The following is a 20,653-nucleotide window of genomic DNA, read 5'->3' as shown; positions in this document are numbered from 1 at the left end:
CGACTCAGGCGGCCGTGCGTCGTGCCTGCACGACGGCCTCGAGCGTGGGACGGGTCTGAACAAGGTGTCCGAAGCCCGCGCGCCGGGCGTGTTCGGCGATTTTCGGATGGGTGACCAGGGCCTGGTGGGCTGCCCAGTCGGGTACAGAAAGGGACCAGGCGGGCAGGTGGTGGGCGATCAGATGGTCGATGGCCTGCGAGCTGCTGAACAGCCACTGGTGGGCGGCGGGGTCCGCCAGCGCAGCGCGAGCCAGCGCCTGCTCGGGGGCCTGCCAGGTGCCGGGGCCGCGTTGGTAGGCGAGCACCGGGGTGACGGTGGCGCCGCGCGCGCGCAATTGCTCGGCCAGCCAGGTGCGGCCCTTGACGTCGGACTGGTCGCCGCCGCCCAGGATGGCCACGCGCTGCCCGGCCCAGTCCAGCGGGGCCAGGACAGGCCACAGGTGTTCGGAATCGAACTGGCTGGCCTGGCTGGGCGGGGTCAGGATCTGCTGCGGTGTCAGACCGCTGGGGGCGCCGGCTGCCTGCAGAGACTGGGCCGTGCCCGGGCCGGGCGTCGCGGCCAGGCAGGTGGCAGGCCAGCGTGCCTCGGTCGGCCGCAGGGCAAAGAACCACTGCACCGCCGCGGGGCTCACGAACATCAGCAATCGGTGCGCGGCCAGCCCCTGCCACAGCGCCCGAACGGGCTCGGGATCGGCCGGGCCTTCGATGGCGATCAGGGGCAAGGCCGCGGCATCGAGCCCGGCTGCACGCAGGTCGGCTACCCAGGCATCGGCCTGGGGCTGGGGCCGGGTGACCAGCAGCCGCATGGGCGGATTAAGCTGCGGGGTGCAGCGCAGCCAGCCATTCCGGGCCGGCCTGCTCCTGCAGCCGCTGCGCAACCGCCTGGCCCATGGCCTCGGCTTCGGCAGCATCGGCCGGGGTGGCGCTCAGGCTGGCTTCCACCAGGCCGCTGGCGCTCGGGTGTCCCAGTCGGGCGTCGAGCACCAGCTGGCCTTCGCGCCACTGGGCGAACGCGGCCAGCGGCATCGAGCAGCTGCCGCCCAATGCGCGCGACACCGCCCGCTCAGCCAGCGTGGCCAGCCACGTCGGCATGTGGGCCAGCGAGGCGATGGCGTCGGCGAGTTCGGCGTTGCCGGTGCGGATTTCGATGCCGAGGGCGCCCTGGCCCGCCGCGGGCAGCATCACCGACGGTGCGATGAGGGCGCGGATGCGGCCTTCGAGGCCCAGGCGCTTGAGCCCGGCGGCCGCGAGGACGATGGCGTCGTACTGGCCGTCGTCGAGCTTGCGCAGACGGGTGTCGAGGTTGCCGCGCAGGGGCTCGATCTTCAGGTCGGGACGCAAGGCCCGCAGCTGGGCCAGGCGGCGCAGGCTGGAGGTGCCCACCACCGCGCCTTGCGGCAGGGCTTCGATCGACGCGTAGCGGGACGACACCAGCGCATCGCGCGGGTCTTCGCGCTCCATCACGGCGGCCAGCACGAAGCCGTCAGGCAGCTCCATGGGCACATCCTTCAAGGAATGCACAGCGAGGTGCGCCCGGCCTTCTTCGAGCGCGACTTCGAGTTCCTTGACGAACAGGCCCTTGCCGCCGACCTTGGAGAGGGCGCGGTCGAGGATCTGGTCACCCTGGGTGGTCATGCCCAGCAGGTCGACGGGCCGGCCGAAGCGGCGCGACAGGATGTCACGGACATGCTCGGCCTGCCACAGGGCCAGGCGGCTTTCACGGGTGGCGATCACCCAGGGGGACAAGGCGGTGGTGCTCATGCCCGGCATTATCGGGCCTGACGGCCAAGCGGGCACGAAGGCAGGCTCAGCCTTTGATGCTGCCCAAGGTGGCGAGCCGACGTTTCTGCGTCTGGTTGACGTACAGGGCCAGGGTGCGGTCGCGCGGGTCGATGCCCGCCAGCTCGCAGCCGAGTCGGTGCGCCGGGCCCTGCGTGCCGAGGGCCGTCACGTGGTGCACGATGAGGTCGCAGCTCAGCTGGGTTTCCTCGTCCAGCTCCAGGTCGACAGCCTGGATGCGGCTGCCCGCGGCCACCAGGGGTGCATCGGCCGGCAACAGGAGCGCCACGCCATGCAGGCTGACGTCCAGCACGCGCAACACGAGCGGGGCATCGGGCCGAGCCGGGTGAACCAGCCGGGCCAGGGGGGTGCTCGATGCGAGCGGCTGCACACGGAAGGCGGCGCGGCGCTGGAAGCGGTAGGCCACGGTCGGCAGGCTGGCGTGCAGCGTGCTGCCCTGGGTGCCGTGCACGAGCACGAGCCCATCCATGTCGAACTCGACCTTGATGCTGTCGAGGTAGGCCACGGCCGACACCTCGTTGCTGTCCAGCAGGGCCTGGATGCGGGCATCGCCCTCTTCGGCGCTGAGGGTCACGGTGTGGCGCTGCGGGTCGATGGTCAGCAGCACCGTGGTGTAGCTGGCGCCGCCCGGCGCACTCAATGTGACCAGCGCGTGCTCGTCGTGCATCTGGCGGAGCAGCGCTGCAATCTCGACGGCCGACGTGATGCGGAAGTCGTCCAGATCGGCAACACGCCCGCGGGATGCGGGCGTGGAAGGGGTGCGGGTGTCCATGTCGGATTAGCCCGAGGGCTCAATGCATCTTCGTCGGATCGGTGGTGTTGCCCATCATGCGACTGAGGTCGTTGATCCAGGGCTCGGCCAGGTTGCGGATCTCGGCATCGTTGACGAGGATGCGCTGCATGATGCGCGTCTTGAGCGCCAGTTCCGACGGGCCCATCGGGTGCTCTTCCGAGGCGTGCTTGAGCTGCGCGATCAGCACGGCGCAGGCGCCTTCCAGCTTCACCACGGTGTCCCAGTCGCCCTTGCGGGCGGCGTTGAGCATGTCGTGGCTGGCGGTCTCGATCGCTTCGTAGTAGCCCAGCAGGCTGCCGTGGAAGAGTTCTTCGTCGGTGTGGCCGAGGATTTCGGGGGCGTTCATGCGCGGAGCTCCATTTGGGCGTGCACGGCCACAGCTTCCTGCGGGCGAATGGCGGCCCAGGCGTCGCGCAGCGGGGTCAGCAGCTGCGTGCATTCCTCGAGCAGATCCGCGTCGTTGCGCAGGTTTGCCGACATCAGTCGGGTGGCGACGTAGGTGTAGAGGTTGGCGAGGTTGCCGGCCAGTTCACCGCCAGCAGCCGGATTGAGGCTCGCCTTGAGTCCCTCGTCGACGATGCGGATGGCGCGGGTGATGGCCGCGCATTTGGCCTCGATCTGGCCGGACTGCATGGCGCCCTTTGCCTGGGAAATGGCGTCCAGCGCGCCATTGAACAGCATGAGCGTCAGCTGGTGACCGGATGCGCCGCTGACCCCCGTCTCGACGTCAATGCGTCGATACATCTGGCTCATGTTGCTCGTGCTGTACATGCTGGAACTGAAGCCTCGTGCTGATGGGTACATCTTGCGTCTCTGTCGGTGGAGCTGATCAACAGCGTTGCTTGTTTATCGGCCTCGACCGGGCAGAGCTTGAACCTTTGTCACACCTTGAAGCTGTTGAAATGACGGGTTTTTTGGCCCGTTTTGCAGCCGAGCGTCAGGCGCTGACGAACTCATCCAGGCGGTACTGAGACAGCCAGCGCTGTCGTGCAATCGCGGAGGAGGGTGAGCCCGCCTCCACACGAGCATCGGGGGCAACAGGAACTTCGACGTGATCCAATGGCGGGGCGTTGAGCGCGTTCAGTTTCAGTAGGTCCCGCAGTCTGTCAGGCGACTGGCTCAAAGATTGAGCCAGCACGTCGTTGTTCAGCGCCATGCGTCCCGAGGTGTCCAGCGAGATGCCAAATTCCGAGAGGCGGGGTGATGAGCCTCCCCGCGCGCCATTCACCACCTTCGCCACGGCATCAAGGAGAGCATGCGCGCCCTCAGTTCGCTCGCGTGACAGGTTCGCTGCTTCGGGGCTTTCAAGTTGCTCTCGCAGCGCATTGAAGGCGCTCGCCACGCGTTGTACGCCCTCCTGCATGGCGCTCAGATCGGGTTCCACTGTGACCGTGATCGCGCGCTCGGTGACTTGATTGGCACGCAGGTAAAGCCCCGTCTGTGCGTGAAACGCTGTGCCATCTGCGCTGTTGACAGATTGGCCGTCCACTTCGATCTGCGCGTCCCGGGCAGGCTGTTCCAGGCGGACACTTCCCCAACCGCTGGCCAGGGCCTGTACGGCCGCGTCGTCCATCGGCATCTGCTCGCTGGCTCGCGCCCCGGAGGTCGACTCCGCCGTGGTGCGGAATCCTTGCATGACGCCGGTCCCCGTGGAGCGGAGGATGAGGCGCGTGCCGGTCGCATCACTGACCACGGTTGCCAGCACGCCCACGCCCGCAGCATTGATGCGGTCTCGCACCTCTTCCATGGAGGTGTCTTTCGGCCCGAACGTGATGCTTGCCTTGGGCCAGTTCGGGTTGGTTGCGAACGTGGACTGCGCTGCATCCCACTTGCCCGATTCGACATGCATCACCGCCAGTGCGACCGGGGTGGAAAGCGATGAGAAACTGGAAACCTGTCCTTGTGCAAGCTGCGTCACCTTGACGGCGTACTGCCCGGGGCGCGCACCCGCGTCGCTGACGGCGCTGACCGCATCCGGGTCGGAAGAGCGGGCCCGTGTGGCCAGCCAGGTCTGCGGGGACGCGAGCTTGTGCAGGGCATCCTGTAGGGCCGCAAGCGTGCTTTGCAGCTGACCGTCCGCTGACAGGCGTGTGTCGACATCCGCGCCAGAACTGGCCGGAGAAGGGGTGTCCAGCAGCTTTTCCGCACCCGATAGCACCCCGACAGCGACGGGTACGCTGGGCTGCGGCACTGAACCAGTGAGTTGAACGGAAGCCATGGGGCCCACCTCTGCCGAAGCGATACATCCAAAGCCGAAAGCGGCTGCGAGAGAACGCAGCCCAACGGCTTCTGATCGGTTATCGGTGAGAGACGGGGGAGCTTGAGTGGCTCAGCGTGACATTGTCACGAACTCGAACTGTTGAACGCCTTGAGAGCCTGGGTCACGTAGCCGCTTTGCTGGGTGATGGAAGCCATGGCCTTGTCCAGCGCGGTGTACTGCGCCCGCAAGCGTTTTTCATAGAGTGCCGCGCGGTCGTCCAGGCGCTCCTGCTGCTTCTCGTTGTTCTTGATGGTGGTCTGCAAGCCTGCCGTGCGGGTGCTGATCGGGCCATCGGTGTCCAGCATGCTGCGCGTCACCGTCCGGAGCGTATTGGCCAGGCCTACGTTCGTGCCGCCTTCGGTGCCTTCGTTGGTGAAGAACTTCTTCAGTTCGGTCAGGTTGCCGAGGGCTGCATTGAGCTTGGTGGCGTTGACGGTGAGCGTGCCGCTTGTACTCATTTGCAACCCGACAGAACTGAGGGTTCCGAACGCGCTGCTGGCGGTGTTGCTGCTGCCCAACCGCGCACGCAGCTGGTTGAGCACGGACACGGCCATGCTGTCGCCTTGCAGCGTGCCGCCCTTTTTGCTGGACTCGTCGTACTTGGTGTTGGTCTTCAAGTAGCTCGACAAACTGTTGTAGGCGCTGGCGAAGTCATTGAAAGCCTTTGTCAGCGTCTCGTTGTCTTGTGCGACCGCCACTTGCACGGGCGATGTGCTGACCTTGCTGACCGTCAGGCTTACGCCGGTCAGCACCTCGGAGAAGGTATTGGATGCCGAGGTGACGTCCACCCCGTTGATGGTGGCCTGTGCGTTTCCCGCAGCCTGCGTCAGGGTGGTGCCGCTCGTGCTCTGTTCCGGGTCGTAGGCCAGTCCGGCCACAAAGCTGGAAGCAGCACCTTCCGGCGTTGCAGAAGGCGCTCCTGCTGTGATGCGAAAGCCGTTGGCCTCGCCTGTCTGGGTGCCACTCATCACAAGGCGAGCCCCGTTCGCGTCCTTGACGATCGAGGCAGTGACGCCAGCCTTGGCGCTGTTGATCTTGTCGCGGATCTTCTCCAGCGAGTCGCCGGGTTCGACCTCGACGCTTACTGGTGTCGGCGTTGTGCCGTCAGCCGCTGTTGTGACCGCAAAGGTTGGTGGAGTTGAGGACGACCAGGTGCCTAGCTCTATCGTGAGCTTGCCGCTGGCGTTCAACGCGGTCGACGTGCCGGATTTCACCGCCTCTTTGCTGACGATGGACTGCGACGAGGCCAGGCGCGCGACCACCACGTTGTAATTGCCGCTGGCCGCGCCAGTGCTGGTGGAAACGGACAGCACCGACGTGTCCGACGAGGTGGCTTTCATGCTGTTCCAGAAGCCCGGATCGAGCAGTTTCTGGGTCGCATCCTGGAAGCCGGAGACCAGCGACTTCACCTGGCTGTAGGCCGAGATCTTGGTCTGGATCTTCGACACCTGCTCCTGCAGGCGCGTGATCGGTTGCCGCTCCAGCGCCACCAGCTTTGTGACGATTCCTTCCGCGTCCAGGCCGCTGCCCACGCCAAGCGAGGACAAGGTGCCCGCAGAGCCCGAGATGGAAGAGGTGGTCGCCATGGCGGTGATCCTTCAGAGACGGACGAGGTGCACCGCGCGGCGGCGGTGCTGCTCAGGAAGTTGTCGGCTGCGGATCGCTGAACTTGAGCGAAGCGGCGGGACGCTGATCAGCCTTGCAGCAGCTTCAGCACCTGTTGCGGGAGCTGGTTGGCCTGGGCCACCATGGCATTGCCGGCTTGCTGCAGGATCTGGGCGCGTGACAGGTTCGCGGTTTCGGCGGCGAAGTCGGCATCCATGATGCGGCCGCGGGCGGCGGACTGGTTCTCGACGTTGACCTGCAGGTTGGCAATGACCGCTTCAAATCGATTCTGCGCTGCGCCAAAGCTTGCGCGGTTATCGTTAATTCGAGTAAGTGCTTCGTCGATGACGTTGATGGCGGCGTCGATGTCTGTGCCGTCGATCGCAGTCGTTCCATCGTCTCGAACGCCACCGATCGAAATGCCCTGTGCATCGTCCCCATAACTCAACACCGCGGTCTGCAGCACCGCTCCATCGGCCAGAGCCGCACGGGTGGCGGCGACGGTGGATGATGCATCTGCCTTGTTGGCATCGGTTGCCCCTGCGCCATACAGATCCACTGCATCAATGCTGATGCGGTCGTCGTTTGTCGTGCCTGCGCCTATCTGGAAGTCAAGGGTGCCGCTGGTGCCGTCGAACAGCTTTTTTCCATTGAACGAGGTGCCATTGATCGTGCGGCTGATCTCAGCCTGAAGCGCCAGGAACTCCTTTTGAAGGTTGGCTCGGTCACCCGTGCTGTTCGTGGCGTTGCGTGATTGCACAGCCAGTTCGCGCATGCGCTGGAGGTTGTCGCCGATCTTGCCGAGCGCCCCTTCCGCGGTCTGCGACATCGAGATGGCGTCGTTGGCATTGCGCACAGCTACGTTCATTCCACGAATCTGGCTGTTCATGCGTTCGGCGATGGCCATGCCGGCGGCGTCGTCCTTGGCCGAGTTGACTCGCATGCCCGAGGAAAGGCGTTGCATGGAGATGGCCAGCGAGTTCTGAGAAGAGTTCAGGTTGCGCTGTGCGTTGAGCGACACGATGTTGGTATTGATCGTCTGGGGCATGATGCACTCCTACAAATGTTCATGACGTCCGATCACCCGATCGGTCAGCCTACGCAGGCCTGAAAACGCAATGACGTTGTGGCGACCTGTTGAGCACAAGTATTCGGTCGAATGGCCCCCGGGACTCCCGTGAAAAGCAGGGCGAAAGTGCCCTTAATGAAAAGAGAGAAGCCGCGCACCGGTGCTTCGGTGTGCGGCTTCTCGCGGCATGAAAAAAAGCCGGCCAGGCCGGCCTAGTTGTCGATCAGCGCAGCAGCGACAGAACCTGCTGAGGCAACTGATTGGCCTGGGCGATCATCGCGTTGCCGGCCTGCTGCAGGATCTGCGAGCGCGACAGGTTGGCGGTTTCAGTTGCGAAGTCGGCGTCCATGATGCGGCCCTTGGCGGCAGACTGGTTCTCGATGTTGACGTTCAGGTTCGAGATGACGGCCTCGAAGCGGTTCTGGGCTGCCCCGAAGGATGCGCGCTTGTCGTTGACGATGTCCAGGGCCTTGTCGATCACGTCGATCGCAGCGTCGATACCACCGCCTACGTCGGTCACGTCTGTGCCAGCGGAATCCTTCGAGGCGATGCCGATGCCGGCAGATGCAGTCCATTGACCAGCTGTGGAGCCTGTGCCGGACGTGATCGTCGCCATGATGGCTTGCGCGGCGGTGTCCCGAGCGGCGTCGGTCGTGGCATCGTCATACGCGTCGGACAGCGTCGTTGCGTCCGTCTTGCTTGTGGCTGCGCCTGCAGTGCCGCCGGACAAGTTGGCACCTGCGACGGTGATGCGGTCTTCTGCGGTGGTGTTTGCGCCCACCTGGAAGGCCAGATCTGCACCCTCCGAAGTGAACAGCTTCTTGCCGTTGAACTTGGTGCCGTTCAGGGTTCTGTCGATTTCCTTTTGCAGTTCCACGAATTCCTTCTGCAGGTTTGCCCGGTCGCCGGTGCTGTTGGTCGCGTTACGCGATTGCACGGCCAGTTCACGCATGCGCTGCAGGTTGTCGCCGATCTTGCCCAGCGCGCCTTCAGCGGTCTGAGCCAGCGAGATGCCGTCGTTGGCGTTGCGCACAGCGACGTTCATGCCGCGCACTTGAGAGCTCATGCGCTCGGCGATGGCCAGGCCGGCGGCATCGTCCTTGGCCGAGTTCACGCGCAGACCCGACGACAGGCGCTGCATTGAGGTGGCCAGAGAAGCCTGGGCGGAGCCCATGTTGCGCTGGGCGTTGAGCGAAACGATGTTGGTGTTGATGGTTTGCGGCATGGTGAAACTCCTGAAGCTGCAATAACGACCGGCGACTGCGCCGTAAGGTTTGGCTTTGTGGTGGGTTGTGACACCCGCCTTGCCCGACGCTAGTCAACCTGTGCACCTGTGAAGCCATGGGCGTCGAGGGTGGGTCGGCTAACCGGACCGCGATGCTGTGTCAAGCACCGTTGATTCAGTTTTCGACCGCTGCAGCCACTACTTGAGTGACTTTTTTCGCGCTATTTGCGGCTTCTGTTCGTCGACTTCGTGCAAGACGAAGAAACCTTATCGGCGCCCACTGGAGTGACTTGAGACCGCGTTGGTCGATTTCAGGCGTTCCGCCAGATCCCGGTAATACGCCGCAGGTTCTGCCTGTCCCAGGCTCTCATGGAAGACCATCAGGTTGTGCGCCGCCAGATGGGAACCGCGTCCCGCGACGCTGCCCTCGAGGTCCAGTGTGTCTCCAAGTTCCAGACAGCGCTGCCAGCTGGACTCGATCACCGGCAGGATGACCGACGCCTCGCTGGGCGCCGCAACGGCCTGGCTCAGCAACAGATCCCCCAGGGTGAAGAAGAAGTCGGCCGAGTGCATCCAGTAGGGCATTTCCTGTTCAGCGAGGGCCAGGGCATCGGCCAGTGCGCCCACCTGCTTCATCACGAAGAGATGCCGAATCAACAGATCGTGCCGCCAGGGTGCGCCGGGATCGCAGCGTGCCCAGGCCTGCACATAGGCAGCGTGGGCGGCCTCGAACCGATCGTGGACCTCGTGGTCCTTGCCAGCCTGATACAGCAGGTAGGCGTTGTCCGGCTCGCTCTGCAACGCACGCTGAAGAATCAGGGCATTGCGGTTCCCTTTGTGGTCCATCGCAGCGCGTTCATAGCCATCGTGGCCCAGCGTGACTGGCAGGCGGACAACGGGCAGGGCATGACGTGGTTGTTCATGGATGAGACCCTCATACTGGATGCCGCGTGGCAGCACCCGGGAGATCCAGCTGCCCGCATGGGCCGACACCCCTGAAGTCGAGGTGTCGAACGAACTGTTCACAAACAGCGCCCCCACGAAATCTGGATGCTGTTGTCGCAGTCCGGCCAGGGCCTCGCCGCCGCTGTCCAGCCACTCATCGGCATCGACCACGATGTTCCAGTCAGCCTGACTGTGCGCCAGTGCGGCATTGCGCGCCGCGGAGAAGTCGTCCACCCACTGGAAATGGTGCACTTCGGCGCCTGCCGCAGCCGCCCGTGCCGGGGTGTCGTCTTCCGAGCCGGTGTCCAGCACGATCATCTGATCTACCCAGGGCCGAAGGCTGTTCAGGCAGCGCTCGATGCAGTGCGCTTCATTGCGGGCAATGAGGACCAGGGCGGTTCTGTACATGGAATGTGTCTTGCAAAAGCAGGATTGATCACGGCTTGTCCATCCAGCATTCCATACTATGGTGTGCGCACCGTCAGCAAAGTGAAAAAAGATGGACCAGCCGTCAAGTGATCGAGGATTGGTGTGGGTCTGCGCCCGCAATGCCGCGCCATATGTCGAGCGATGCGTGCGCAGCCTCGCGGCGCAACAGGACGCGGCGTTCGATGTGCTCTTCGTGGACGATGCCTCCAGCGATGACACCGCGGGCCTGGCCGAGCGTGCGCTGGCTGCCAGCCTGCCAGGCCGGCACCGGGTCGTGCGCAGCCCGGAGCAGCGGGGCAAGGCCCGGCATGCCTTCGAGCTGCTGCGTGGCGCCACGGGCTACACCTGGATCGCCGTGGTCGACGGGGATGACGCGCTGATCGATCCCGACGCCCTTCACGCCATCGCCCGGGCCTATCAGGACGGCTTCGATGTGGTGTGGACGGACTTCGAAACCGACACCGGCGTGGCGGACGGCAATGGGCCGCTGGATCCGTTCGACTCTCCTCGGCGTCAGGGCTGGGCCAGCAGCCACCTCTTCAGCTTCCGACAGTTGCTGATCCAGCGTGTGCCGGATTCCTATTTCAAGGACGAGTCCGGCGCCTGGCTGGATTGCGCATGCGACATGGCGATCGCCTACCCCGTGCTGGATCAGACCCGCAGGTACCTGTTCCTGCCTCGCGCCGCCTACCGCTACACCACCACCAACCCCTTGTCACACCACGCTGGACATGGCGGCCTGAGCTCGCCCCGACAGCGCGAGCGTGCCGAGTGGGTACGCAGTCAGGCGCCCTTGCCCTGCTGGCGGCCGGTGCATGAGCACCGCCCCTCGATGGACCACGGGCTGGGTGTGAAGCTGCATCAGATGCACGTGTCCACCGCGCAGTGTTTTGCCCGGCTCGACGCGCTGGAGCGGCAGGTGGCGCAGATGCCCTTCCGTCAGCTTGCGCTGGAGCGTCTGGTCCAGCGCGAGCACATCCCCTTGGCCTGGCTGGTCCAGCTGGGCGGATGGGCGCTGGACGTCGGCATGCTGAACCATCTGGCAGACACGCTGGATGGATACCGCCAGCCGCGCGTCCTCGAATTCGGTTCAGGGCGGGGTTCGCGGGTTCTGGGCAAGCTGGTAGCGGCCCGTGGCGGCACCCTCACCAGCGTCGAGCACGACGCGGACTGGGCCGCCAGCACAGCCGCCGCGATCCGTGCCCATGCCCTGGGCGACCACGCCCGCGTCGTGCACTGTCCGCTGGTCGAGGCATCGTGCTTCGGGCACACCACCCGGTTCTACGACATGGGCTTCCTGTCCCCCGACGAGCGGTTCGACGTGGTCGTCGTCGATGGCCCGCCCGAGGCCACGGGCCTGTTCGCGCGCCTGCCTGCCTTGCCCGCCATTGCGGGGCATCTGTCGCTCCAGGGCTTCCACCTCTATCTGGATGACTTCGACCGCGAGCAGGAGCAGATGATTGCCCGTTGGTGGCTGGAGATGGCGCCGGAGCTGAGGGCCGAATCGCTCGTGTTCGACAAGATGGTCTGCGAACTCACGCCGCGGACGTGACGCCGCGGGTGCTTCAAAACACCCGCTCCCCCGTCACCCGCTCATGCTCCTTCACCGCAAACCGATCCGTCATCCCCGCGATGTAATCCGCCACGGCCCGGTGCAGGTCTTCTCGCGCCGCATAGTCGGCCGGCATCGCCTTCGGATCGGCCACATAGGCCTCGAACAGCTCGGTGATGACGCGCCGTCCCTTCGCCGTCATCTCGTTGACCTGCGGATGCCGGTACAGCTCCTTGAACAGGAAACGCTTGAGCTGCGTGCTGGCCTCGCGCATGGACGCGCTGAAGCGCACCAGCGGCGGGCAACGCCGCGCTTCGTCGGCCGTCACCGGCAGGTGCTCGGCAATCTGGGCGCGCGTCGCGTCGATCACGTCGTACACCTGCTGTGACAGCATCCGGCGGATGGTGTCGAACAGCAGGCGCCGGCCCTTGGCGTGCGGGAACTCGCTCAGCGTCTCATCACGGAAGCGCACGAACAGCGGCACGGCTTCCAGTTGCTCCATCGTGATCAGGCCCGAGCGCACGCCGTCGTCGATGTCGTGTGCGTTGTAGGCGATCTCGTCGGCCAGGTTGCACAGCTGCGCCTCCAGGCTGGGCTGATGGCCCTTGATGAAGCGCCGGCCCACGCCGCCCGGCTCGTGCTTTTCCAGCGCCTCGGCGTGGGCACGGGAGCAGTGCTTGAGAATGCCCTCGCGCGTCTCGAAGCTCAGGTTCAGGCCGTCGTAGCCCAGGTAGCGCTCTTCCAGCTTGTCCACCACCCGCAGCGACTGCAGGTTGTGCTCGAAGCCGCCGTGGCCCTGCATGCAGGCATTCAGCGCGTCCTGGCCCGCATGGCCGAACGGCGTGTGGCCCAGGTCATGCGCCAGCGCAATGGCCTCGACCAGGTCTTCATTGAGCCCCAGCGACCGCGCCACCGAGCGCCCCAGCTGCGCCACCTCCAGCGAGTGCGTCAGCCGCGTGCGGAACAGGTCGCCCTCGTGGTTCAGGAACACCTGCGTCTTGTAAACGAGCCGCCGGAACGCCGTGCTGTGCACGATGCGGTCGCGGTCGCGCTGGAAGTCGCTGCGCGTCGGGGCCGCCGGCTCGGGGTGGCGGCGCCCCTTGGTCTGCTCAGGATGACTGGCGTAAGGGGCTAACCACATGGTGTCTCGTTTCCGGTGGTGTCAGCGGGTGTGGGTGGCAATCACATCGCGTACCAGGGCGTCCGGCGCCCCGCGCATGCCCGCCTGTCCCAGCGGGCCGATCACCACGAAGCGGGTCTCGCCGCCCTCGGCCTTCTTGTCGACCTGCATCAGCTCGATGTAGCGGTCGGCGCCCAGATCGGGGCCCCGGGTCGGCAGCCCGGCCCGTTTGATCAGCGCGATGATGCGGTCGGCCGTGGCCGTGTCGATCAGGCCCAGGCGGGCCGACAGGTCGGCGGCCATCACCATGCCGCAGCCCACGGCCTCGCCGTGCAGCCATTCGCCATAGCCCAGCCCCGCCTCGATCGCGTGGCCGAAGGTGTGGCCGTAGTTCAGGATGGCGCGCAGGCCGGCTTCCTTCTCGTCCTGGCCCACCACCCACGCCTTGATCTGACACGAGCGCTGCACCGCGTACTTCAGCGCCTGACGGTCACGCGCGAGCAGCGCATCGAGGTTGTCTTCCAGCCAGCCCAGGAAGGCGGCATCGGCAATCGGGCCGTACTTGATGACCTCGGCCAGGCCGGCCAGCAACTCGCGCTGGGGCAGGGTGTCGAGCGTGCTCATGTCGCACACTACGCGCTGCGGCTGGTAGAACGCGCCGATCATGTTCTTGCCGGCGGGGTGGTTGATGGCGGTCTTGCCGCCCACGCTCGAATCCACCTGGGCCAGCAGCGTGGTGGGCACCTGCACGAAGGGCACGCCGCGCATGTAGCAGGCCGCGGCAAAGCCCGTCATGTCGCCGATCACGCCGCCGCCCAGCGCGTACAGCACCGTCTTGCGGTCGGCGGCTTCTTCCAGCAGGCGGGTGAACACCTGGTTCAACGCCGGCCAGTCCTTGTACTGCTCGCCGTCGGGCAGTTCGATGTCGAGCACCTGCTTGTGCAGCGGGGCAATGGCCGCGCGCAGCTTCTCGGTGTAGAGCGGCCCCACCGTGGTGTTGGTGACGATCAGCGCCTTGGTGGACTTGGGCAAGCCCGCAAACGTCGTCGGGTCGTCCAGCAGGCCCTCGCCGATCAGGATGTCGTAGCTCCGGTCGCCCAGGTCGATGGCCACGTTGGCCGTGCCGGCGGGGGCGGGAGAAGCGGGGGGCAGGTGCGTGGATGCCATGAACGCGGTCGTCGGTGTCAGCGGGTGGTCGAACAGTCTGTTCAAGCGCCCCGAACTTCGCGGAAGTTCGGTCCCGGCCGCGACGCAGGGGGCATCTGGAAAGGAAAGGGTGACGAGCCTTGACCTGGCACTGTTGGCTAACGGTTGGGGCTGCTTCGTTCCCGACCTGACCCGGTTGGCCGCGCCCCCATGCAGGGAGGCCCGTCACCGCGGATTGTAAGCGATCCTCGGCCTCTTCCCTGGATGGCTGTGGTGCCCTTGTGCGTGAGAAGGCCTCTTCCGGTGTGGGCGAAGAGGCGGGCCGGGTGGCTCAGTAGTGCGGCGGCAGCTCGTCGCGCAGGCTGCGGAAGGCGGGCGGTGCGCCCTCGTCGGTCTGCTCGCGCAGGCGGCGCACCTCGTGCAGCAGCAGGTCGATGTGGGCCTGCTGCCGCGCGACCACGGTGTTCAGGCTGTCGACCAGGTCTTCCAGGTAGACGGCCTTGATCTCCAGCGATTCGAGCCGGGCGGCTGTCTCGGCCTCCCGTGGCATGGGTTTGTCAGGCATGCGCTCAGCGCAGCTGCAGCTCGTCGGCGCCGTAGGTCACGCCCAGCGGCTCGATCACGACCTGCTTGGGGCCTTCTTCCACGCGGCCGGCCACCAGCGCCGGGATGCCCAGCGACTGGGCCACGGCCACCACGCGCTCCGCCTGGTCGGCGGCCACGTACAGCGCAAAGCCGGCGCCCATGTTGAGCGTGCCGTAGGCCTCGTGGTCGTCCAGGCCGCACTCCTTCTGCATGAAGGCCAGCACCGGCGTCTTCTCCGGCAGGGCGGTGATGCGGTAGGTCAGCGCCTTCGGGTGGCGCAGCAGCTTGCGCCAGCCGTGGCCGGTCACGTTCGCGCAGTAGTGCGGAATGATGCCTTCCTTGGCCAGCGCTTCGGTCACGGGCGAGTACAGCACCGTGGGGGCCAGCAGGGCTTCGCCATAGGTCTGGCCGTTGCCGATGTCGGTCAGGTAGCCTTGCGGCAGGCGCTCGGCCAGCTTGCGGGCCAGCGACAGGCCGTTGGCGTGGATGCCGCTGGAGGCCAGCAGCACGATGGCGTCGCCGGCTTCCAGCTTGTCGCCCACCGACAGGCGCTCCTTGGGGCTGATGATGCCGGTGCACGAGGCGGCCAGGTCGACGCGGCCATCGGCCACGATGCCGGCCAGCGCGGGGGTTTCACCGCCGCCCCAGGCCACGTTGCACACCTCGCAGGCCTTCTTCCAGCCGGCCACCAGCGCGTTGGCACGCACCTTGTCGCCGAACCAGTCCGAGCCGCCGGCGGCCCAGTAGGCCTGCACCACCAGCGGCGTGGCACCCACGGTGATCAGGTCGTTCACCGCCATGGCGATGGTGTCCTGCGCGATGCCGTCGTAGTAGCTCTTGCCCGTCAGCGTGGCCATCTCGTCGGCCACGAGCGTCTTGGTGCCCAGGCATTCCACGATCGAGGCCAGGTACATCGGGCCCACGTCCACCACATAGGCCGACTCGCCGCGCGAGGCCAGCACCTCGCTGAAGCCGTGGCTGGCCAGGTGGGTGCCGGTTTCCGCCGCGGCACGCTGGGCGGCCACCTTCAACGGGTCGATCAGGTCGTAGTTGACGCCGGCCTGGTCGTACGTCAGCGGGGAGGAGGGCGTGGCAGAAGTCATGGCGGTCGGGGAAATCGGTTGAGGCCCATCCGGGGTGAGACGAGGCCGGACGGCGATGCGCAAAGGCGGGATTATCCGGCACCCGGAGCCCGCGTGGCGCGCCCGGCCGTCACTGGCTGATCTTGCGGGCCTCTTCGACCTGGTATTCGAAGTAGCGCTGGCCCGAGAACGCGATGGTGGCCATCAACACCGTGGCGCCCACCATCAGGGCCAGTATCACGGCAATGACAGCAGCCCAGCCGCTGTGCGGGGCTGCGGCGGGGTCGGTCAGGTCGGGGTTGTGCCGCGCGTGCCAGCGGGCGTCCGGCGTCAGCCCGTAAAGAATGGCCTGCAGCATGGTGCCGGCCACCGTGAAGCCGAGCACCGGCAGCAGCAGCCACGAGAGGACGTCGTCCTGACCGTATTGCTCCACCCGGCGCAGGCCGGCCAGGCCGATCAGTGTCAGCACCGGCAGCGCCCAGCCCAGCCGGTCGCGCAGGCCGTGCAGGTAGAAGCGGTGCAGGCCCAGGGTGCCGACCAGGAAGGCCAGCCAGGTCGCGAGCGTCTTCGATTTGGCGGGTGTCGGCGCGACTTGCATGGTGTGTTCACACAAAGCGGTTTCGGGAGACTATAATCCGCGGTTTTCTGGCCCGAGCTGCGGGCTTTCCTTGAGCGCCCGATCCCGGGTTCGAACAGGGAAGTGCGTGGCGCGTATCTAATCGGCGCCGAATCAAAAAAAATGGTGCGGGCAGGTCGGATGAAACCAGACGCCTGCGCGAACCCTGGCTGGTCTACCCCGAGTGTCTCCCGGGCGGGCCGGTCGCCCAAACCAATCTGAAGGACACATCATGGTCGTGATTCGACTCGCACGTGGCGGCTCCAAGAAGCGCCCTTTCTTCAACATCGTTGCCGCTGATTCGCGCAACCGCCGTGACGGCCGCTTCCTCGAGCGCGTGGGTTTCTACAACCCCGTGGCTTCGGGCAATGCCGAGTCGCTGCGCGTCGCTTTCGACCGCGTCGAGCACTGGGTGAACAACGGTGCCCAGGTTTCGGAGACCGTGGGTCGCCTGCTGCGCCAGGCCAAGACCCAGGCCGCTGCTGCCTAAGGTTCTGCGTTTCGCATGAACGACCGCGCCACAGCCTCCCCCCTCGTGCTGGAAGACGGCGTCGTCTGGCCCGATGACGCGGTGGAGGTGGGGCGCGTGCTGGACGCCTGGGGCGTGAAGGGCGGCATCAAGGTGCTGCCGTTCTCGACCGATCCTCAGGCGCTCTTCTGCACCAAGAAATGGTTTCTGCGCCCGGCCGAAGCGGCTCCGGGCGCCGTGGCGCGTCCGGCAGCACGTCGGACGGCCTCCGCGGGTGCCGAGCCCGCTGCCCCGGCCCGCCTCAGCGCGCCACGCTTCCTGCAGGTCAAGCAGGCCCGTGAGCAGGGCGACGTGGTCGTCGTGACCGCCGAGGGCCTGGAAGACCGCAACGACGCCGAAGCCTTGAAGGGCGCGCGCGTCTTCGTGTCGCGCTCGGCCTTCCCCACGCCCGACGAAGACGAGTTCTACTGGATCGACCTGATCGGTCTGGACGTCGTCAACCGTGAAGGCCAGCACCTGGGCAAGGTGGCCGACCTGCTCGACACCGGTCCGCATTGCGTGCTGCGCTGCACCGTCGATGCGCCAGCTGAAGGTGCGCCGGCCGAGCGTCTGATTCCCTTTGTGTCGGCCTACATCGACAGTGTCAGCCTGGCCGACAAACGCATCGTGGCCGACTGGGGCCTCGACTACTGACGCGGGGCGGCACATGGCCGTGCGCTTCGACGTCATCACCCTGTTTCCCGAGTTGTTCGCCCCGTTTCAGAGCGTGGGCGTGACCCGTCGCGCCTTCGAGACGCGGGCGGTGGACGTGCGCCTGTGGCCGCTGCGCGACCATGCAGAGGGGGTGTACCGCCGTGTCGACGACCGGCCTTTCGGGGGTGGCCCCGGCATGGTCATGCTGGTCGAGCCGTTGGTGCGCTGCCTGGCTGCCATCCGCGCCTCGCAGGCGGCCGACGGCGGCGCCAGGCTGCCCGTTGTGCTGTTCAGCCCCGCGGGCCGCCCGCTCACGCAGCAACGCGTCGAAGCGCTGGCGGCCTCGCCGGGCGCCGTGCTGCTGTGCGGCCGCTACGAAGGCATCGACCAGCGTTTCATCGACGCACACGTCGACGAGGAAATCAGCCTGGGCGACTACGTGCTGTCGGGCGGCGAGTTGCCCGCGCTGACGCTCATGGATGCGGTGGCGCGCCTGCAACCCGGTGTGCTGCACGATGCCGCCTCGCACCAGCAGGACAGCTTCTCGGACGGCTTGCTGGATTGCCCGCACTACAGCCGCCCCGAGGTGCTGCCGCTGCCTGCGCGTGAAGGCGGTGAGCCGATCGAGCAGGGCGTGCCACCGGTGCTGCTGTCGGGGCACCACGCCCACATTGCGCGCTGGCGCCGTGAGCAGCAGCTCGCGATCACGTTGCGTCGCCGCCCCGAGTTGATCGCTGCAGCGCGCGAACGTGGCGAGTTGTCGAAGAAAGATGAAGACTTTCTGCGCGGACTGACGCTATAATCTGCGGTTTTCCGATCCTCTACCCGGCTTCATTGCGGGGGCGCCTCATCCCGAGGGGTCTTCGACATCCAACCTGGCGCGGGCAAGATCACCCTAGGAGCCCTTGATGTCCAACATCATCCAACAGCTCGAGCAAGAAGAAATCGCTCGTCTGAACAAGACCATCCCGTCGTTCGCCCCTGGCGACACCGTGATCGTGAACGTGAACGTGGTTGAAGGCACCCGCAAGCGTGTGCAGGCCTACGAAGGCGTCGTGATCGCCAAGCGCAACCGCGGCCTGAACTCCAGCTTCATCGTCCGCAAGATCTCCAGCGGCGAAGGCGTCGAGCGTACGTTCCAGCTGTACAGCCCGCTGATCGCGTCGATCGAAGTCAAGCGCCGCGGTGACGTCCGCCGCGCCAAGCTGTACTACCTCCGCCAGCGTTCGGGCAAGTCGGCTCGAATCAAGGAGAAGCTCGCCTGAGCATGGCTCAGCCGTGGCCATGGGTCACGGTGCTTTGCAACGCAAAGCAAGCGAGTTTCCGACGTGGGCCCCCAGGGGCCACGTCAAAAGCGTCTCGAAGACATCAAAAGCCGCCTGCTGCGCAAGCCCAGGCGGCTTTTGCTATGGTGCATGCCATGACCGTTTCCATCGACCCCCGCGTCGCCGAACTGCTCGGTCACGATCACCATCTCCCGCCGGTCGACCCGCAACGCTTCTCGCAGCAGGCGCTGGTCGAGCGCTTTCTGTCGCCGCCCGTGTGGCAGCCCGACATCTCGATCGAGCGCTGGGCCAGTCCGCCCGATCCGGTTCATGCGGCGGTGCTGGTGCCCATCGTGATGCGCCCCGAGCCCGCCGTGCTGCTGACCCAACGCACGGCCACGCTGCGCAAGCACGCGGGCCAGATCAGCTTCCCGGGTGGGCGCAGTGAGCCCGGTGACCCGGACCCGGTGGCGACCGCCTTGCGCGAGGCCCACGAGGAGGTGGGCCTGCCGCCCGAGCGCGTGCACGTGCTGGGCCAGATGCCGCGCTACACCACGGGCACCGGCTTCATCGTGACGCCGGTGGTGGGCCTGATTGCGCCCCAGCCGCACGAGACGCCGATGCTGGCGCTGCAGCCCGATCCGAGCGAGGTGGCCGAGGCCTTCGAGGTGCCGCTGTCCTTCCTGATGGATCCGCGCCATCACCAGCGGCGGGCCTTCGGCGTGCCGGCCATCGAAATGGGGCGCGACAACCCGCGCATCGAGTTCTTCTCGATGCCGTGGCGGCCCGGCGCCGAGTCCGATCGCGAGTATTTCATCTGGGGTGCCACCGCCGCGATGTTGCGAAATTTATACCGCTTCCTTTCCGCGTGATGCGGCGTGTTCTTTTCTGTCACCAGGGGGCCGGTGGGCCCCGCTATGATCCTGAGCCATGAGCTTTTTTGCCGTGCTGTTCGCCCTGCTCGCCGAACAGCTCAAACCCCTCTCGAACCTCAACCCCATTCACCACGGCCTGACGGCCTGGGTGCGCTGGGTCGGGCGCAATTTCGATGCGGGGGCCGAGGTGCATGCGCGCGTGGTCTGGGGGATCACCGTGGTGGCGTCGGCGGCGCTGGTGGCCATCCTGTACGTCTTCGTCAACCGCTACAGCACCCTGCTTGCGCTGGCGTTCGACGTGGCCGTGCTGTACCTGACGCTGGGCTTCCGGCAGTTCAGCCACCATTACACCGACATCCGCGATGCGCTCGAACAGGGTCGTGAAGAGCGCGCCCGCGAACTGCTCGCCCACTGGCAGAACGTCGATGCGAGCGACCTGCCGCGCACCGAGATCCTGCGCCATGTCATCGAGTTCTCGCTGCTGGCGGCGCACCGCCACGTGTTCGGCGTGTTCTTCTGGTTCGTGGCGCTCTCCACCTTTGGCCTGGGCCCGGCGGGCGCGGTGCTCTACCGCATGGCCGAGTTTGCCGGCCGCTACTGGTCGTACAAGAGCCGCGTGACCGGCCAGCCGACGCATGACCGCCTGATGGCCCTGTCGCAGACGATGTTCGCGCTCATCGACCACGTGCCCGCGCGCCTGACGGCATTTGGCTTTGCGGTGGTGGGCAACTTCGAGGACGCGATCGACGCGTGGCGCCGCCATGCGGTGCTCTGGGCTCACCCGAACGAAGGCACCATCCTGTCGGCGGCATCCGGGGCCATTGGCGTGCGCCTGGGCGGGCAGGTGGCACCGGCCACCGGCCGCGCCTTCGGCGACGTCAGCCGCACCGTGGTCAGCGGCGATTCGCCGGACGTGATCGACGCCGAAGGCAGCACCACCGGCGCACCGCCCGAAATGGCGCACCTGCGCAGCGTGGTGGGCCTGGTGTGGCGCTCGGTCGTGCTGTGGATGCTGCTGCTGGCGCTGCTGTCGCTGGCCAACCTGATCGGCTGAGCAGCCGGCCGGTCCGGTATGCGGCGCGCCGGTCTTGCGGGGCTGACCCTGTGCGGCGAGCCGGCGCGCGT

The 20,653-nt window shown here is 66.4% G+C and carries 22 protein-coding genes and 1 other RNA gene; 7 read left to right on the top strand and 16 right to left on the bottom strand.

Annotated elements, in window-relative coordinates:
* Positions 1-4: 4 nt before the first annotated feature.
* The 10 genes from DEH84_RS13455 to DEH84_RS13410 all read right to left on the bottom strand — a co-directional run bounded on the left by DEH84_RS13455 (position 5) and on the right by DEH84_RS13410 (position 10,104).
* Positions 5-805 carry a uroporphyrinogen-III synthase gene (locus DEH84_RS13455; protein ID WP_109037314.1) on the bottom strand — a complete coding sequence of 267 codons (801 nt, stop codon included), beginning with the start codon at positions 803-805 and terminating at the stop codon, positions 5-7.
* 7 nt (positions 806-812) lie between these two features.
* On the bottom strand, positions 813-1,760 hold the full coding sequence (gene hemC / locus DEH84_RS13450; RefSeq protein ID WP_109037313.1) for a hydroxymethylbilane synthase: 948 nt from the start codon (positions 1,758-1,760) through the stop codon (positions 813-815).
* Between the two features lie 46 nt (positions 1,761-1,806).
* Positions 1,807-2,571 carry a flagellar brake protein gene (locus DEH84_RS13445; protein ID WP_109037312.1) on the bottom strand — a complete coding sequence of 255 codons (765 nt, stop codon included), beginning with the start codon at positions 2,569-2,571 and terminating at the stop codon, positions 1,807-1,809.
* A 19-nt stretch (positions 2,572-2,590) separates the two neighbouring features.
* Positions 2,591-2,938 (bottom strand): flagellar protein FliT, encoded by a 348-nt coding sequence (locus tag DEH84_RS13440; protein WP_109037311.1) that lies wholly within the window; start codon positions 2,936-2,938, stop codon positions 2,591-2,593.
* A complete protein-coding gene (gene fliS, locus DEH84_RS13435) occupies positions 2,935-3,345 on the bottom strand; it encodes a flagellar export chaperone FliS (protein WP_245932590.1) in 411 nt (136 codons plus the stop codon). Before fliS ends, DEH84_RS13440 begins: the two co-directional genes overlap by 4 nt.
* Before the next feature lie 184 nt (positions 3,346-3,529).
* Positions 3,530-4,810 (bottom strand): flagellar filament capping protein FliD, encoded by a 1,281-nt coding sequence (gene fliD, locus DEH84_RS13430; RefSeq protein WP_109037309.1) that lies wholly within the window; start codon positions 4,808-4,810, stop codon positions 3,530-3,532.
* A gap of 125 nt (positions 4,811-4,935) precedes the next feature.
* Complete coding sequence (gene fliD / locus DEH84_RS13425; protein WP_109037308.1) at positions 4,936-6,438, bottom strand: flagellar filament capping protein FliD; 1,503 nt, start codon at positions 6,436-6,438, stop codon at positions 4,936-4,938.
* Positions 6,439-6,545: 107 nt separating this feature from the next.
* The gene (locus DEH84_RS13420) at positions 6,546-7,505 is read right to left on the bottom strand and encodes a flagellin N-terminal helical domain-containing protein (protein WP_109037307.1); all 960 of its coding nucleotides are present in this window, start codon (positions 7,503-7,505) and stop codon (positions 6,546-6,548) included.
* Between the two features lie 244 nt (positions 7,506-7,749).
* Positions 7,750-8,751: a flagellin N-terminal helical domain-containing protein gene (locus DEH84_RS13415; protein ID WP_109037306.1), complete on the bottom strand. Its 1,002-nt coding sequence runs from the start codon at positions 8,749-8,751 to the stop codon at positions 7,750-7,752.
* Between the two features lie 267 nt (positions 8,752-9,018).
* Positions 9,019-10,104 carry a glycosyltransferase family 2 protein gene (locus tag DEH84_RS13410; protein ID WP_109037305.1) on the bottom strand — a complete coding sequence of 362 codons (1,086 nt, stop codon included), beginning with the start codon at positions 10,102-10,104 and terminating at the stop codon, positions 9,019-9,021.
* Between the two features lie 166 nt (positions 10,105-10,270).
* Between DEH84_RS13410 and DEH84_RS13405 the strand changes: the two genes are divergently transcribed.
* Positions 10,271-11,677 carry a glycosyltransferase family 2 protein gene (locus tag DEH84_RS13405; RefSeq protein WP_245932589.1) on the top strand — a complete coding sequence of 469 codons (1,407 nt, stop codon included), beginning with the start codon at positions 10,271-10,273 and terminating at the stop codon, positions 11,675-11,677.
* Between the two features lie 13 nt (positions 11,678-11,690).
* On the opposite strand, the gene DEH84_RS13400 is transcribed toward DEH84_RS13405, so the two are convergent.
* The 6 genes from DEH84_RS13400 to DEH84_RS13375 all read right to left on the bottom strand — a co-directional run bounded on the left by DEH84_RS13400 (position 11,691) and on the right by DEH84_RS13375 (position 16,208).
* Positions 11,691-12,818 (bottom strand): deoxyguanosinetriphosphate triphosphohydrolase, encoded by a 1,128-nt coding sequence (locus DEH84_RS13400; protein ID WP_109037303.1) that lies wholly within the window; start codon positions 12,816-12,818, stop codon positions 11,691-11,693.
* 21 nt (positions 12,819-12,839) lie between these two features.
* On the bottom strand, positions 12,840-13,964 hold the full coding sequence (gene aroB / locus DEH84_RS13395) for a 3-dehydroquinate synthase (RefSeq protein WP_109037302.1): 1,125 nt from the start codon (positions 13,962-13,964) through the stop codon (positions 12,840-12,842).
* A 108-nt stretch (positions 13,965-14,072) separates the two neighbouring features.
* Positions 14,073-14,170: signal recognition particle sRNA small type (gene ffs, locus DEH84_RS13390), an RNA gene on the bottom strand.
* A 104-nt stretch (positions 14,171-14,274) separates the two neighbouring features.
* Entirely contained in the window at positions 14,275-14,508 is a 234-nt protein-coding gene (locus DEH84_RS13385) for a SlyX family protein (RefSeq protein WP_245932588.1), read from the bottom strand.
* A gap of 4 nt (positions 14,509-14,512) precedes the next feature.
* Positions 14,513-15,631, bottom strand: coding sequence for an AIR synthase-related protein (locus DEH84_RS13380; RefSeq protein ID WP_109037300.1), 1,119 nt, complete (start codon positions 15,629-15,631; stop codon positions 14,513-14,515).
* A gap of 109 nt (positions 15,632-15,740) precedes the next feature.
* Complete coding sequence (locus DEH84_RS13375) at positions 15,741-16,208, bottom strand: NINE protein (RefSeq protein ID WP_109037299.1); 468 nt, start codon at positions 16,206-16,208, stop codon at positions 15,741-15,743.
* Between the two features lie 250 nt (positions 16,209-16,458).
* Here DEH84_RS13375 and rpsP point away from each other — a divergent pair, with 250 nt between their 5' ends.
* The 6 genes from rpsP (at position 16,459) to DEH84_RS13345 (ending at position 20,582) form a co-directional block, all read left to right on the top strand.
* Positions 16,459-16,716 (top strand): 30S ribosomal protein S16, encoded by a 258-nt coding sequence (gene rpsP / locus DEH84_RS13370; RefSeq protein ID WP_109037298.1) that lies wholly within the window; start codon positions 16,459-16,461, stop codon positions 16,714-16,716.
* 15 nt (positions 16,717-16,731) lie between these two features.
* A complete protein-coding gene (gene rimM, locus DEH84_RS13365) occupies positions 16,732-17,388 on the top strand; it encodes a ribosome maturation factor RimM (protein ID WP_109037297.1) in 657 nt (218 codons plus the stop codon).
* Between the two features lie 19 nt (positions 17,389-17,407).
* Complete coding sequence (trmD, locus tag DEH84_RS13360) at positions 17,408-18,190, top strand: tRNA (guanosine(37)-N1)-methyltransferase TrmD (RefSeq protein WP_109038394.1); 783 nt, start codon at positions 17,408-17,410, stop codon at positions 18,188-18,190.
* Positions 18,191-18,296: 106 nt separating this feature from the next.
* Positions 18,297-18,653: a 50S ribosomal protein L19 gene (gene rplS, locus DEH84_RS13355; protein WP_109037296.1), complete on the top strand. Its 357-nt coding sequence runs from the start codon at positions 18,297-18,299 to the stop codon at positions 18,651-18,653.
* 155 nt (positions 18,654-18,808) lie between these two features.
* Positions 18,809-19,525: a CoA pyrophosphatase gene (locus tag DEH84_RS13350; RefSeq protein ID WP_245932587.1), complete on the top strand. Its 717-nt coding sequence runs from the start codon at positions 18,809-18,811 to the stop codon at positions 19,523-19,525.
* 58 nt (positions 19,526-19,583) lie between these two features.
* Complete coding sequence (locus DEH84_RS13345; protein WP_109037294.1) at positions 19,584-20,582, top strand: CobD/CbiB family protein; 999 nt, start codon at positions 19,584-19,586, stop codon at positions 20,580-20,582.
* The last annotated feature ends 71 nt before the right edge of the window (positions 20,583-20,653 follow it).

This window comes from Aquabacterium olei, assembly GCF_003100395.1.
GTDB lineage: Bacteria > Pseudomonadota > Gammaproteobacteria > Burkholderiales > Burkholderiaceae_C > Aquabacterium > Aquabacterium olei.
Note: the sequence above shows the minus strand (reverse complement) of the source record. Positions and strands in the feature narration are given on the sequence as shown.

Excerpts from the sequence above, each read along its gene's own strand:
- DEH84_RS13455 (WP_109037314.1), bottom strand. The coding sequence starts at position 805 with ATGCGGCTGCTGGTCACCCGGCCCCAGCCCCAGGCCGATGCCTGGGTA.
- hemC (WP_109037313.1), bottom strand. The coding sequence starts at position 1,760 with ATGAGCACCACCGCCTTGTCCCCCTGGGTGATCGCCACCCGTGAAAGC.
- DEH84_RS13445 (WP_109037312.1), bottom strand. The coding sequence starts at position 2,571 with ATGGACACCCGCACCCCTTCCACGCCCGCATCCCGCGGGCGTGTTGCC.
- DEH84_RS13440 (WP_109037311.1), bottom strand. The coding sequence starts at position 2,938 with ATGAACGCCCCCGAAATCCTCGGCCACACCGACGAAGAACTCTTCCAC.
- fliS (WP_245932590.1), bottom strand. The coding sequence starts at position 3,345 with ATGAGCCAGATGTATCGACGCATTGACGTCGAGACGGGGGTCAGCGGC.
- fliD (WP_109037309.1), bottom strand. The coding sequence starts at position 4,810 with ATGGCTTCCGTTCAACTCACTGGTTCAGTGCCGCAGCCCAGCGTACCC.
- fliD (WP_109037308.1), bottom strand. The coding sequence starts at position 6,438 with ATGGCGACCACCTCTTCCATCTCGGGCTCTGCGGGCACCTTGTCCTCG.
- DEH84_RS13420 (WP_109037307.1), bottom strand. The coding sequence starts at position 7,505 with ATGCCCCAGACGATCAATACCAACATCGTGTCGCTCAACGCACAGCGC.
- DEH84_RS13415 (WP_109037306.1), bottom strand. The coding sequence starts at position 8,751 with ATGCCGCAAACCATCAACACCAACATCGTTTCGCTCAACGCCCAGCGC.
- DEH84_RS13410 (WP_109037305.1), bottom strand. The coding sequence starts at position 10,104 with ATGTACAGAACCGCCCTGGTCCTCATTGCCCGCAATGAAGCGCACTGC.
- DEH84_RS13400 (WP_109037303.1), bottom strand. The coding sequence starts at position 12,818 with ATGTGGTTAGCCCCTTACGCCAGTCATCCTGAGCAGACCAAGGGGCGC.
- aroB (WP_109037302.1), bottom strand. The coding sequence starts at position 13,964 with ATGGCATCCACGCACCTGCCCCCCGCTTCTCCCGCCCCCGCCGGCACG.
- DEH84_RS13385 (WP_245932588.1), bottom strand. The coding sequence starts at position 14,508 with ATGCCTGACAAACCCATGCCACGGGAGGCCGAGACAGCCGCCCGGCTC.
- DEH84_RS13380 (WP_109037300.1), bottom strand. The coding sequence starts at position 15,631 with ATGACTTCTGCCACGCCCTCCTCCCCGCTGACGTACGACCAGGCCGGC.
- DEH84_RS13375 (WP_109037299.1), bottom strand. The coding sequence starts at position 16,208 with ATGCAAGTCGCGCCGACACCCGCCAAATCGAAGACGCTCGCGACCTGG.
- rpsP (WP_109037298.1), top strand. The coding sequence starts at position 16,459 with ATGGTCGTGATTCGACTCGCACGTGGCGGCTCCAAGAAGCGCCCTTTC.
- rimM (WP_109037297.1), top strand. The coding sequence starts at position 16,732 with ATGAACGACCGCGCCACAGCCTCCCCCCTCGTGCTGGAAGACGGCGTC.
- rplS (WP_109037296.1), top strand. The coding sequence starts at position 18,297 with ATGTCCAACATCATCCAACAGCTCGAGCAAGAAGAAATCGCTCGTCTG.
- DEH84_RS13350 (WP_245932587.1), top strand. The coding sequence starts at position 18,809 with ATGACCGTTTCCATCGACCCCCGCGTCGCCGAACTGCTCGGTCACGAT.
- DEH84_RS13345 (WP_109037294.1), top strand. The coding sequence starts at position 19,584 with ATGAGCTTTTTTGCCGTGCTGTTCGCCCTGCTCGCCGAACAGCTCAAA.